We start from the raw sequence: 12784 nt of genomic DNA, 5'->3' as shown, positions 1-12784 counted from the left end.
GGCCGAGCAGCATGATGATGCCGGGGCCGTGGACGATCGTGCCGAAGCCCGGTACGAGGGCGGCGAACCGCTCGGTGAGGGGGGTGCGTCCGAGGACGGCGTTGCCGGGGAGGGTGACCACCTCGGCCTCGGGTAGCAGTTGGCGGCGTATCATCGATCCGATGCCGTCCGCGCCCACGAGCAGGTCGCCGGTCGCGGTGGTGCCGTCGCCGAAGCGGGCCTCGACCGTGCCGTCCGCGCGTTCGACGTAGCTGGTCACGGCCTTGCCGAACTCGACGCGGCCGCTCAGCCCGGTCAGCAGCAGTTGGCGCAGCACGTGCCGGTCGGTGGCCGTCCCGCCGTCCACCGGGCCGAGCCGGCGGATCTCGTGGAGTTGCCGGTCGAGGACCCGCCGCTCGCCTGCCATCGGTCCGGTGACGGCCGCCAGCAGGTTGTGCAGCCGCTGTGGCAGGCACTCGTGCAGGGCGGCGAGACCGTGCTCGTTCAGACCGACCCTGAAGCCCTGGTAGCGGCTGTGCGCCGACCTCTCCCGCTCGTAGACCCGCACGTCCACTCCGGCTCGGAGCAGCCCGTGGGCGAGGCAGAGGCCGCCGATTCCGGCTCCGGCCACCATGACCTTCATGTCTGTTGTCCTTGTCCGTCCGGTCCGGTGAGGGGCGTCAGTGACGCGGGGTGAGGAGGACGACCACGGCCGAGTACGGGGCGAGCGAGGTCGGCGTCGGCTCGCGGTGGATGGTGGGGGCCGTGTCGCCCTGGGCCCAGGCGAGGGTGCGCTGCACGCGATAGGGACCGGGCAGGTCGAGGTGGAACTGCTGGGTTTCAGCGGTTGCCGCGCAGCCGGGCCAGGGGCGCCGGTGTGGTGACGAACCCCTCGGCGCGGGCGCTGGCCAGGCCGATGCGCACCAGGTGGGCGCTCTTCTCGAACATCAGGAAGCGGGGTTCCCAGATCGGGCGGTACTTGGCGTTGGCTCGGTAGAGCGACTCCAGCTGCCACCAGCGGGAGAAGAACAGCAGCGCCGAGCGCCACATCCGCAGAACCGGTCCCGCGCCCAGCCGTGCGCCCTCCTCGAAGACCGACCGGAACACCGCGAAGTTCAGCGAGAGCCGCTCCACTCCCATGGTCTTCGCGCGCTCGATCAGATCGAGGACCATGAATTCCATCAGGCCGTTGTCCGATGCCTGGTCCCGACGCATCAGGTCCAGCGAGAGTCCTTTCGGCCCCCACGGGACGAAGCTCAGCAGGGCGCGTCGTCGGCCCTCTGCGTCGAAGCACTCCAGCATCACGCACTGTCCGTCGGCCGGGTCGCCGAGGCGGCCCAGCGCAGTGGAGAAGCCGCGCTCGGTCTGCCCGTCGCGCCAGCGGTCCGCCGCCTCGATCAGTTCGGTCATCTCCTGCGGCGGGATGTCCGCGTGCTGCCGGATCCGGGTGGTGTAGCCGGCCCGTTTGACGCGGTTGTACGCCTGGCGCACGCCGCGCATCGCGCGGCCTTCCAGGGTGAATTCGGCGGGCTCCACGATGGCCTCGTCGCCCAGTTCCAGGGCGTCCAGGCCGTGCCGGGCGTAGACGTTGCCGGCCTCCTCGCCGGCGCCCAGCACGGCGGGGATCCAGGCGTGTCCGCGGGCTTCGGCCAGCCAGGCGTCGATCGCGCCGGGCCATGCCTCGACGTCGCCGAGCGGGTCCCCGGAGGCCAGTGACACCCCGCCGACGACCCGGTAGGTGACGGCCGCCTTGCCGGACGGCGAGAAGATCACCGACTTGTCGCGGCGCAGGGCGAAGTAGGCCAGCGAGTCCCGCGCGCCGTGCCTGTCCACCAGCGCCCGCAGTCGCTCCTCGTCCTCCTGGCCCAGCAGTTCGCGGCCGCGCGGCGAGCGGAAGAGTGCGTAGAGCACGGTCAGGAAGAGCACCAGACCGGTGAGGTTGATGCCCACGCTTGCCCAGCGGGAGACGTGCAGCGTGCTGAAGTCCGCGTCCCGGCTGAGGGTGGCCAGCCGCATCACCACGTACCACACCCGGTCCCCGACGCCGGCCCCGTCGGGCCCGGCGGCGGTCACCAGCGTGGTACCCACCAGCACCGAGATCAGCGCGCCTGCGCCCAGCACCGCGAGCGCCAGCTGAAGGTTGGTCGGGTCGCCCTTGGCGTAGAACTCCCGGCGTCCCAGCACCGCGCAGGCCATCACCACCAGCGTGACCGCCAGCGACACCCAGTTGAACGGGTGCCGCCCGTACACGCTCAAGGCGAGCCCCGACACCGACAGCGCGGCGTACCCGCCGCACAGCAGCACGAAGACAGTCCACGCGACCCGCTTGCGGCGGCTCAGCATCATCGCCATGAACAGCGCCGCGGCCGCCGAACTGAAGCCCGCGAAGAGCATAAACGGGGTGAACAGCTCACCGCTGTTGTGCTCCTGCACCTTCTCCCGCAAGGCCAGCGATACCGCGGACAGCAGGTTCACCGCCCCGACCAACCGCAGGTACCAGACCAGTACGGCCGCGCTGCGTCGGGACAGCGGTGTCCCCTGGCCCGGCCGCCGTGGCTGCCGCCTGCCGGTTCCCGCGGCGGTGCCGCTGTCGACACGTAACGGGGTCTTGACGGCATTGCTCATTGACGATGCCTCTCGGAGTTCTGTTCCGGTCTGGTGGAGATGGATGCGGACCCGGTCGATCCGGGCGCCACCACGCTCGGCGCAGCTGCCTGGCGCCGGTAGGGCCCTGCTGCCCGGAGGCGGGGTGCCGGTCCTGATGGCCGAGGTGGACCGCTCCACGCTGGACCCGGCCGGGTCGCCGCGAAGTTCACCGCCTTCCTTGATCCGCGGTGATGCCCGGTTGTCCGGTGACGGGTCAGCAGCCGTTGAGGATGTCGATCGCGACGATCGGCGCGTGCAGGGTCCATCCCTGTCCGGGGTAGATCTTGTCGATGTAGCCGTCGGAGTACTTCAGCTGGGCGCAGTCGTCGTTGCGGGCATCGGTGACGTAGGAGGCGGACTGGCTCAGTGAACTGGTGTTCTGCCAACCCTGGTCCTTGTACATGGTGAGGATGTTGCCGTTCCCGTCCTCGAAGCACACGTACGGCCAGGGACACGAGTCCGCAGCGGATGCCGTCGGCGCGAGCGCGATCGTGGACGCAACGAGCGTTCCGGCGAGGCCGAGAGCGGCCGTGATCTTCTTCATCGGTTCTTCCTCATGGATTGATACGGCTGGCCGCCGACGCTGATGGCGCCGACTGCCGGGGCGAGTAAGGCGACTGCCGGGGTGTCGCCAATCGGGGCTGTGCGCCGGAAGACGTTGGTGGGGGACCAGATGTTTTCCCCTGCGTAACCGCCGCAGTCGTACAGAGGCGCCTCCGTCCCCTGATACAGGCCGCCCCAGGAGTCCAGGCAGTTGTTGAGCGCCACCTTCGGCTGGAGGTGGACTTGATCAGATCGGTTGGCCGAGGCCGGACTGCGAGCGCGGGTCGTCCGAGGACGGCGGAGCACCCGCAGCAGGCCTGGGTGCTGATCGTCGGCCTCCCGGCCTGGTGTCAGGACCAGGTGGGCATGTCGCCCCAGCAGTTGCCGAAGTAGTTGCTGAAGCCCGGCTGGTTGTACATGCTCGTGCCGGTGTCCTTGCCCACGATGCCGTCGGCGGAAAGGTTGTTGGCGGACTGGTAGTTCTGCACCGCCTGGAACGTCAGCTGCCCGAAGCTGCCATCGACGTTCAGCGAAGTGCCGGATCCGGCGGCCCAGTAGTTCAGCGCCCGCTGCACGCACTTGACGCCGGCGGTGTTGTCGGAGCCGGGTCCGATGCTGGCAACGCCAGGGTCGGCGAACGCCGTTCCGGTGGCCGCGCCAATGGAGAGTGCAACAGAAGCACCCACAACGGCGACCTTGGCGCCGATACTCTTGAACGACACGTCAATTCCTCTCTAATTCTCAAGCATGGGCGACCGACCTCGGGCAACCGTCCGACCGATGGCGGTGTACGCGTCCGGCCGGTCGCAGCCGCCGGAGGGAGGGATTGGCCCGAACCAGCGGGTCGAGTGCAGTGATCCGGCGAACCACAGGTGCCGCAGTGAGACGAGCTCGGGTCGCGCAACGACGAGGACTATTCCGCCACAGAACGTTCGCGGGTCACGGCGGCCGCGGCGCCTCTCCGTCCCCGTCCCCGCGCTGTTTCTGGCGCCTGTCGACCGTCGCTGATTCCCCCAGCTGATCAGCGACATCGCCTCATCCCGACGGGTACCCGTCTTCGGGAACCGTGTCCCCTGAGCTCACCCGACGCGCCAGCCGGGCCCTCACCATGTCCATAGGAGAGCAACATCGGCCCGGACGAGCAAAACGGTCCGCCGGCCAAGCGCCGAAGCCGGTATGCAAGATCGAGGCTAACAGGGCCAGCTGGTCCGCGTGCTCCAGTTGTCCAGCTGCGACCAGGTGTTCGGGCCGACGATGCCGTCCGGGCGAAGGCCTACGCAGCGCTGAAAGTCGATCACTGCATTCTGGGTCTGCGGGCCGAAGTCGCCGTCAACGCCCAGGCTGCCCGCATAGTTGGGGTCGGCGCGGTTCAGCTCGCACTGGAGGGCCTTTACGGCATCACCCGAGCTGCCGTAGCTCAGCTCCGGCTCGGAGGTGCTGTACTGGGAACAGGGGTATCCGGCAGTCGCGGCAGAGGCGGTAGTCGCGGTTGCGATGCCGGATGCCAGGACCACACCGGCGACAGCGACGCCGGTGATGAATCGCCTACGGATGTCGGCCATGGTCAGATGCCTTTCGGGATAAAGCTGTTGGGTGGGTAGATCGCGCTATCGCGATTCTCTTCAGGGGCGTTGCAGTCCCGGGCTGGGCAGTTGGAACCCAGCCTCGCCCTTGCGCAGCCGCCAGTTCGGCCGTGACCAGTCACGTGACCTGCGCCGTCTACCTCGTCAGATCGATCTTGTCTGCCGCCGACAATCAACCGATAACGTGTAGGTAATCGATCTTTGTTGGCGGCCCGGCGAGATCCCGGAGAGATCCGCATGAAGCCGCCCGGGAGCACGCGGGGGCGGTTCGTACATGCGGTTCGGTCTGTTGGGAAACCTCACGATTCAGGATGACTCGGGCGCCGCCCTGACGCTGCGCCCACCCAAATGTCGAGCCCTGCTCGCCGCACTGCTGCTCTCGCCGAACCGACCAGTGGCCCGTGACCGCCTGATAGGCGCCCTGTGGGGCGAGAGGCCGCCAGCGACCGCCACGAACGCGTTGAACAACCAGGTAGCCCGACTGCGTCGCTTCCTCGGACCGGACGGTGATGACCGCGTTCGCACCGTGCCACCGGGATATCTACTACGGGTCGACGAGAGCGAGCTGGACACAGCCGTCTTCAGCAACCGGCTTGCTGCTGCCGCCACCTCACGCGGACAGGGCGACTGGCTTAAGGTCAGTGAGCACACCGCGGCTGCCCTTGCCACCTGGCGCGGCTCCCCGCTCGGTGACCTGCCGACGCTCGCCGAGCAGGAGCTCCCCTACATCCATTCCCTGCAGGAGGACCAGCTCCAAGCTGCTGAGTGGTACTTCGAGGCGGCGCTTCACCTCGGGCGGCACCAGAGCGCGATATCCGAGCTCACCCGCTGGGTGGCCGAGTATCCGCTGCACGAGGAGTTCCACGTCCGGTTGATCACCGCGTTCTACCGGAGCGGACGCCAGGCGGACGCCCTGGCCGTCTTCGAGGACGTCCGCGCCCGGCTGAGGGAAGAACTCGGAGTCGACCCCGGGCCAGCTCTACGCGCCGTGCACCACCAGGTGCTGGTCTGCGACCCCGCGCTGCTCTGGCAACCCGAACCCGTCGCTGCTGTTGTCGCTGAGACGGTGAACAGCACCGTTGACAACCGCGCCGAGTCACCGATCCTGTCGGCACCGCCGACCACGACGGAAGTCGCTCCCGCGCAGCTTCCCGCCGACACGAGCGACTTCACCGGCCGCGAAAACGAGCTGAAAGACCTGACCGACCAACTGGCGGCAGCCACGAGCCACGGCCATCCCTCCGTCGTGGTCGTCTCGGGCATGGGCGGCATCGGCAAGACCACCCTCGCCGTCCACGCCGCTCAGCAGGTGCGGCACCTGTTCCCCGACGGACAGCTGTATGTGGATCTGCGCGGCTTCGGACCCGGCGAGCCCCGCGAGCCGCGCGACATATTGGCCGGCTTCCTCACAGACCTCAGCCGTACCGACGACACCGAGGCCGGGCGGCGACCGATTCCCGAACACACCGACGATCGCGCCGCCCTGCTGCGCACCGTCCTGGCCGACCGCCGGGTACTGCTGTTCCTCGACAACGCACGTGACGCCGCGCAGGTGCTTCCGCTGCTGCCTGGCAGCGGACCGTGTGCGGTGGTCGTCACCAGCCGCACGATGCTCGCCGATCTGCCCGGCGCGGTCCAGACCACCCTGGAGCCCCTGGACGTCGAGGAGCAGCGCGCACTGCTGTCCGTGCTGTGCGGGTCCGGCCGGGTGCGGGAGGATCCGGACGGCGCGCTGCGGGTGCTGGCCGCCTGTGCGGGGCTGCCGCTGGCACTGCGGATCACCGGTGCCCGTCTCGCGGCGAGGCCGGCCTGGTCCCTGAGCACACTTGCGCAGCGGCTGGATGCGGGTGACGGGCGGCTGCGGGCGCTGTCGGCGGGGCATCTGCGCGTGCGGGCGACGTTCGCCTCCAGCTATCTCGCCCTCGGGGACGAGCCGTTGGAGCGCGAGGCAGTCCGGGCGTTCCGGCTGTTGGGGTTGTGGCCGGGTTTCGTCTTCAGCGTCGAGTCGGCCGCCGCCCTCATCGGTCGTTCCGCCGACACCACCGCCGACCTGCTCGAATTGCTGGTCGACGTCCACCTGCTGCAGAGCCCCGGCCCGTTGCTGTACCGGTTCCACGACCTGCTGGGCGAGTTCGCCGCCGAACGCGCCGACGAGGAGGAGACCTCCGAGGACCGCGACACGGCCAGGGTCCGTCTGATGATCTGGTACGCGGCGGCGCTGCACAGCGCCTGCATCAAAATCGACTCCGGTATCCATTACCTTTCATTCGCAGACGAGACTCCGCTGGCCCCGCTGCCCGTTTTCACGAGCGGAGAGCATGCTCTTCGATGGTGCGTCCAGGAGCTGGCGCACATCAAAGAGGCAATCAGGCAGGCCGCGCACTGCAGCCGCCCGGACCTCGCCTGGCGGATCGCCTACGGGTTGCTGGGATACGCGAAACGGTACTGGTGGACCGGCGAAACAGAGGACTGCCTGCACCTGGCCCTGCAGATCGCCGAGGAGAACGGCGACCTGCTCGGTCAGGCCTGGATGCTCCGACGGATCGCCATCCACCACGGCATGGCCTTCCGCACCGAGCAGGCAATCGAAGCTCTGCACGCCTCGTTGGCCCTGTTTGAAGAGCTCGGGCATGAAAGCGCCATCGCGTTCCTATTGACCGACCTCGCCGTCGGCTACAACCAGCTGGGGCAAGGCGAGCAAGCCCTCGGCTACGCCCGGCAGGCCCTGGAGCAGCAGCGCGCGAACGGACACAATCGCGGTGAGGGCCTCATTCTGAGTGTCATGGGCAACGCACTCCTCACGGTCGGCGACTTCCCGGCTGCCGAGACCCACCTGCGTGAGTCGCTCGAGTTGTGGCGCAAGCACGAGAACCTCCCGAACACCGCCATCACCCTGGCCAACCTCGGCGACACCCTTCGCGGCCTCAACCGCCGCAAGGAGGCCTTCGCCGCACTCGACGAAGCCCTCGAAATCCAGCAACGACTCGGACACATCGGTTATATCGCGGACTGCCTGGTCATCACCGGCCGCACACACCTCCACTTCGCCCAGTGGAACGACGCGAGGACCTGTTTCGAGCGCGCCCTGGAACTCGCCCACCAACACGACCTACCGGCCTGGATCGAGATGGCCACCAAGGGGCTCGACGACCTGGAACACGCAATGCCGTGAGCACGGGAAGTCGCGTGGCGCCCAGACGGGACAGCCTGCCAATGAGCGCCCCTGTTCCCACGAAGGGCCTGAACTCGTCACACGGATCGACCCAAAACGTCACTCCGGAGACGACCAACCGGCCAAACTGGCCGGACGGGCGGGAGGCGGCGTCGGCCGCTGGCTGAGCGGCGGGCACGGAAAGCCGGACCATGCTCCACCAGACCGGCCAGGGCGCCGACCGCGCCCTGGCCGCAGCGTAGGAAGCGGCACCGACACGCTCGGCCGCCTCAACCGCCACAAAGGGGGTGCCGACAAGGAGTGCTTCTGCTCAACCACCTCACCGAAAGCGCCGCAGCCGCGCCTTCTTCCGCCAACGCCCTGCCCGGCTTCGAGCTCACCCTCCACCTACCGCTCGCCTTTCGGTCGATCATCGACGAGCTGCACGACCGCATCGCTCGCGAAGGCCACCACCCCGGCCTGCGCCCCGTGCACGGCTTCGTCTTTCAGGCGATTTGGCCCGCCGAGCACCACCGCCATCGAACTCCGCTGCGGCTCGGCGTCTCCAAGCAAGCGACGGGCAAGACCATCGAGAACCTGGAACAGCTCGGCTACGTCGAACACGGCAGCGACCCCGCCAACGCCCGCCGCGAGGTCATCCGGCTCACCGACCGCGCGGTGGACTGCCTGGCCCACTCGGCCCGGATCTTCGACGAGCCGCGCGCCCCCTGGTCGGCCGCTCCCCAGCCGCCGTCAACTGGAAGACAGCCTGCGGCAACTGGCCGCCCCACGTCTTCCGAGGCGGGCTTCATACGGCTCCCTCAGGGATCCCGCCAGGCCGACCAACCAAGATCCATTATCCACACGTTATAGGTCGGTTGAACCTGGCAGACACCATAGATCTGACGAGGTCGGTGCCAGCTCGGAGGCCTGTCCATGGCGCGCACGGCATGGACATCCCGACGAGAACCGCCGCTGCTGTCTGAATCCCGCTCATCCAACACCAGACCAAAGGAACCCATACACGATGGTCAACCGTAAGCGCATAGCCAGGATCGCCGCCGTCGCCGCAGCGCCGCTGCTTGCCGCCACCCTCGGCACTGGCACCGCCAACGCCAGCCCGAGCGCCGGATACATCGGCGCCGGCTACACCAACAACACCCACGGCGTCTGGTGTGCCCAGCACAACATCTCCTACTGGTTCCGCACCTCTGGCTCCGACCACCGCGAGCCCGCCGAGGACGGCACCTTCGGTCCCGAGACCGAGCAGGCCATCAAGGACTTCCAGGAGGAGATGGGTCTCCCGCAGGACGGCGTCCTCGGCCCCCAGACCGGCAACGCCCTCATGGCCCACGGCGACCCGGCCTACACCGGCTCGGACATGCCCTACCGCGCGGGCGGCGGCACCAGCACCTCCTACTGCTACACGTACCTGCCCACCACCTGGTAACCACCCGGCACGGCACGGACACCGCCGCCCCCGCCCTCCACACACACGGGGGCGGCGGACCGCCGACCCGACCCGCCCCATGGGCTGGACAACGCCGAGCCGGTCGCACAGCTCGTTGTAGGCCGTTGGTGTATTCCCCAGGTTCAACCGGTCGTTGCAACAACGCCGTCCTGTCAGAACCGCCCCTGCTGCTTTCCCTGGACAGCATCGTCGGCCCGACGTCGTGATCGCAGCTGGACAACTGGAGCTCGCCGAGCAGCCGGCACTCCTGTGCGGCGCGTCGTGAACCGGCCTGCCGGGGCCGCCTCGTGGTATGCGAGTGGACCGAAAACGGCAAGATTTTGATGCAGAATCAGCCGATGGTCCGACGACAGCTCATCGGTTGACAGCGGCCCGTCGGCTGCTCGCCGACCGGAATCCTCTCGCTCCCGACCCCATTGCCGTCCCACCCGTCCACCCGTCCCACAGTGCGGGGAGACGGTGTTGATCGATCGTCGGTTCTGCCCAGATGGGCTGATCCATAGTCCATCCGCCGTCCGTCGGCGGATCTCCCTGGAGGCACCTTGCGTTCTCCCGTCATCTCACGTACCCGGCACCGGGCACCGGCGCGGTTCCGCCGCGCGGTCGCGCTGCTCCTCGTCTCCGCCGCCCTCGGCCTCGGCTCGGCGACCGGAGCCGCCGCGGACACCACCCCGCCGCCCGCACTCAACCTCAACTACCCCTCGTGCCCCTCGGTCCTGTCCGCCGGCGAGTCCGACGGCTGCGTCACCGAGCTGCAGCACCAGCTCAACCTGCGCGGTGCGAACCTGACCGTCGACGGCTCCTTCGGCCCGGCCACCACCACCGCGGTGCAGAACTTCCAGACCTCCGCCCGGCTGACCGTAGACGGCCAGGTCGGGCCGGCCACCAAGAGCGCGCTGTATGCGGTCTCGCTGACGCCGGTCGCGCTGACCTCGCTCCGGTGCCCGGTGACCATCCACGCGGGCCAGCAGGACGGCTGCGTGACCGAACTGCAGAACCTGCTCAACGCGCACGGCGCGAACCTGACCGTCGACGGCTCCTTCGGCCCGGCCACCACCACGGCCGTGCAGAACTACCAGGCCTCCGCCGGACTCACCGCCGACGGCTACGCCGGCCCCGCGACCAAGGCCTCGCTGTACAACCTCCCCGCCCCGGTGACCCCGCCCTCCCAGGGCACGGGCCTGTACGCGGCGGCCGTCAGCCTCGCCCAGGACGCCACCCGGCAGTACATCCCCTACGCCTGGGACGGCGGCAAGGACTCGATTCCCGGGCCCACGTACGGCAGCTGCGCCCTCTACCGCGGCGCGATCAACCCGTGCCCGGCCGGCAACACCGTAGGCCTGGACTGCTCGGGATTCACCCGCTGGATCTACTGGCAGGCCGGCGCCGGCGACATCGGCCTGGCGACGGAGAACCAGATCGCCAACCCCCGGTTCCACGCGGTCGACCAGTCCCAGGCCATCCCCGGTGACCTGGTGTTCTTCGGCGCCAACGCGAGCTCCCCGGAGCACGTCGGCATCTACACCGGGAGTGTCAACGGGGTACCGATGATGATCAACGCGCCCTTCACCGGTGCCTACACCCGCTCGGATCCGGTCAGCATGGCGTCCAACCTGATCGGCTACTACCACTACGCGCTCTGACGGTGGGACAGGAGTGGCCAGCGCATAACGGCCCCCACGCCGCCGAGTACCGAAGCAACTTTCTTGCGCTATTCCAACAGTGCGCCTACCTCGTCGCGATGGGGAACGCGCTCTGACCCGAATCCGCGGGTGGTGGCGGAGGCTGTCAGCTGATACGACGACAGGTGCGCTTTCGGTTTGAGATGATCGGGGTTCCTGCACCGTGACCAGCTCAAACGTGAAAGTGCACCTGTCGAGTGAAGACGATATCGCGTCGCCGTGCCGCCTCCCGCATGCCCGGAGGCCGGTGGAGCCGGTTGCGTGCGCGGGTGGGCAAGGCGGACGGGTCGCTGACGGAGAACGACGGCCTGTTGCTGGTGGCCGAGCTGGACCGGGCGCTGGGTGTCACGGCCGCGCTGGACGCGGCGGTCGGTCCGGTCAAGGAGCGTGACCCGGGCCTGTCCGGGGGTGGGTTCGCGCTGGCCATGGCGGCGGTGCAGCTGACCGGTGAGGACCACCTGGTCGGTTGCTCTCCGGCCGACTCGGGGCGGCCTCCGAAGTCGTTTCGGAGCCCGCCCCACGTCTACTGGATCAGCTCATCCTCTCGCTCTGGCCCGCACTACGGGGTGCGTTCGGGCTGTAGGGTCCAGCGGACGTTGTCCTGGAGGTCGGGGCAGTCCCAGATGTCGAGGCGGGTGCCTTGTGCCGCGGCCCAGCCGTGGAGTTCGATGCAGCGGCCGGTGTTGGGGTCGCCGGTGGTGATGGTGGCGTTGTTGACGATGCGGCCGTCCGGGCAGACGGCCGGTCCCGTCGTTGCCGTAGTCACGGGCGCCGGGCGCGGCCCGCGGCCGGGGCGGCCAGCGAGGTTGACGGGTCGGCGTCGCCGCCGATGACCCGCAGGTCGCCGGTCTTGTCGGTGAGGACGATGTCCGGCTTCTGGTCGTTGTTCACGTCGCCGAACACCGGCTGGGTGCCGGGCTTCCAGGGCGCGCGTAGAAGTTGTAGACCGCGGCCTGGCTGTAGTTGCCCGCGACGTCCATCGCCCAGGCGTACAGGGTGTTGGTGCCCCAGTTGCGCGGCGTGTAGGTGTGCGGCTGGCCGGGCTTGATGGTGTCGGAGCGGTTGCAGCCCCAGCCGACGACCGGCGTCGGGTCGGTGGTGACGCGGATGCAGGCGACGCCTGAGGCCCACAGGTTCGGGCCGGGGGCCGGGTCGTCGGCGTTGATGGTGAAGGTCGCCGAGTCGCCGACGTACTTGGCCGGGATCGGTGTGGTCGGAGACATGCCGTTGACTGTCGGCTGCCCCATGAACCGTGGGCGTCTGATTCACCGGTACAGCCGGGAGGCCTTCGGGCCAAAGCAGCCGGTGCCCAGCACGCGACTCTGGTTTACCGCTCCGGGTTCTCCTGGGCCTGAGTCTGCTTCTCGTCGTAACGCCGCCGTGCGGCTGCGACCCGTGGCGAGAACTCGGTGATCGTGGACAGCAGCTCACCGAGCGAGTCGACGACCACCTCGCCCGTCGGGGTGAGGCTGTACTCGACGTGAGACGGAATGGAACGCACCAGCTTCCGATCCACCACCCCGTCACGCTCGAGCGTCTTCAGTGTCTGCGACAGCCTGCGCTCGCTGACTCCACCCACAGTGGTTCGCCCAGGGCCATGGCGGCACCCTGTCCGCTCAAGAGGAGCGGGACGGTGCAGGCCACGATGTGGTGCGGACGGACCCGGCCTCGTGGCAGCGGCGCAGGCCGGTGGGTCGGCCTGCGCCGCGGCGGGTCAGCGGGCTCGTCG

13 protein-coding genes are annotated in these 12784 nt (G+C 68.8%); 4 read left to right on the top strand and 9 right to left on the bottom strand.

All coding sequences use genetic code 11. From position 1 onward, the window contains the following. The 5 genes from ACWCYO_RS16720 to ACWCYO_RS16700 all read right to left on the bottom strand — a co-directional run. Positions 1–622: FAD-dependent oxidoreductase (locus ACWCYO_RS16720; RefSeq protein ID WP_449784628.1), on the bottom strand; the 622-nt coding region annotated here is incomplete at its 3' end. 197 nt (positions 623–819) lie between these two features. Then, positions 820–2604, bottom strand: a complete 1785-nt coding sequence (locus ACWCYO_RS16715; protein ID WP_449784627.1) for a phosphatidylglycerol lysyltransferase domain-containing protein — start codon at positions 2602–2604, stop codon at positions 820–822. Between the two features lie 235 nt (positions 2605–2839). After that, complete coding sequence (locus ACWCYO_RS16710) at positions 2840–3169, bottom strand: hypothetical protein (protein WP_449784626.1); 330 nt, start codon at positions 3167–3169, stop codon at positions 2840–2842. A 349-nt stretch (positions 3170–3518) separates the two neighbouring features. After that, the gene (locus ACWCYO_RS16705; RefSeq protein ID WP_449784625.1) at positions 3519–3890 is read right to left on the bottom strand and encodes a peptidoglycan-binding domain-containing protein; all 372 of its coding nucleotides are present in this window, start codon (positions 3888–3890) and stop codon (positions 3519–3521) included. Between the two features lie 468 nt (positions 3891–4358). Next, positions 4359–4730 carry a peptidoglycan-binding domain-containing protein gene (locus ACWCYO_RS16700; protein WP_449784624.1) on the bottom strand — a complete coding sequence of 124 codons (372 nt, stop codon included), beginning with the start codon at positions 4728–4730 and terminating at the stop codon, positions 4359–4361. Between the two features lie 295 nt (positions 4731–5025). Between ACWCYO_RS16700 and ACWCYO_RS16695 the strand changes: the two genes are divergently transcribed. The 4 genes from ACWCYO_RS16695 (at position 5026) to ACWCYO_RS16680 (ending at position 11016) form a co-directional block, all read left to right on the top strand. Next, on the top strand, positions 5026–7923 hold the full coding sequence (locus tag ACWCYO_RS16695) for an AfsR/SARP family transcriptional regulator (RefSeq protein WP_449784623.1): 2898 nt from the start codon (positions 5026–5028) through the stop codon (positions 7921–7923). Positions 7924–8223: 300 nt separating this feature from the next. After that, positions 8224–8775 (top strand): MarR family transcriptional regulator, encoded by a 552-nt coding sequence (locus ACWCYO_RS16690; RefSeq protein ID WP_449784622.1) that lies wholly within the window; start codon positions 8224–8226, stop codon positions 8773–8775. Between the two features lie 154 nt (positions 8776–8929). Further along, on the top strand, positions 8930–9352 hold the full coding sequence (locus ACWCYO_RS16685; RefSeq protein WP_449784621.1) for a peptidoglycan-binding domain-containing protein: 423 nt from the start codon (positions 8930–8932) through the stop codon (positions 9350–9352). A 563-nt stretch (positions 9353–9915) separates the two neighbouring features. Beyond that, positions 9916–11016, top strand: a complete 1101-nt coding sequence (locus ACWCYO_RS16680) for an NlpC/P60 family protein (protein ID WP_449784620.1) — start codon at positions 9916–9918, stop codon at positions 11014–11016. 598 nt (positions 11017–11614) lie between these two features. On the opposite strand, the gene ACWCYO_RS16675 is transcribed toward ACWCYO_RS16680, so the two are convergent. The 4 genes from ACWCYO_RS16675 to ACWCYO_RS16660 form a co-directional block, all read right to left on the bottom strand. After that, positions 11615–11821, bottom strand: a complete 207-nt coding sequence (locus ACWCYO_RS16675) for a hypothetical protein (RefSeq protein ID WP_449784619.1) — start codon at positions 11819–11821, stop codon at positions 11615–11617. Further along, entirely contained in the window at positions 11818–11946 is a 129-nt protein-coding gene (locus ACWCYO_RS16670; protein ID WP_449784618.1) for a hypothetical protein, read from the bottom strand. Before ACWCYO_RS16670 ends, ACWCYO_RS16675 begins: the two co-directional genes overlap by 4 nt. Further along, positions 11943–12278, bottom strand: coding sequence for a hypothetical protein (locus tag ACWCYO_RS16665; protein WP_449784617.1), 336 nt, complete (start codon positions 12276–12278; stop codon positions 11943–11945). The genes ACWCYO_RS16670 and ACWCYO_RS16665 overlap by 4 nt, the downstream gene beginning before the upstream one ends. A gap of 104 nt (positions 12279–12382) precedes the next feature. After that, positions 12383–12634: a winged helix-turn-helix transcriptional regulator gene (locus tag ACWCYO_RS16660; RefSeq protein WP_449784616.1), complete on the bottom strand. Its 252-nt coding sequence runs from the start codon at positions 12632–12634 to the stop codon at positions 12383–12385. Between the last annotated feature and the right edge of the window lie 150 nt (positions 12635–12784).

The sequence above is a fragment of the Kitasatospora sp. NPDC001683 genome, from assembly GCF_053596495.1.
The sequence above is the reverse complement of the archived record's forward strand: the minus strand, read 5'-3'. Positions and strand labels throughout refer to the sequence as shown.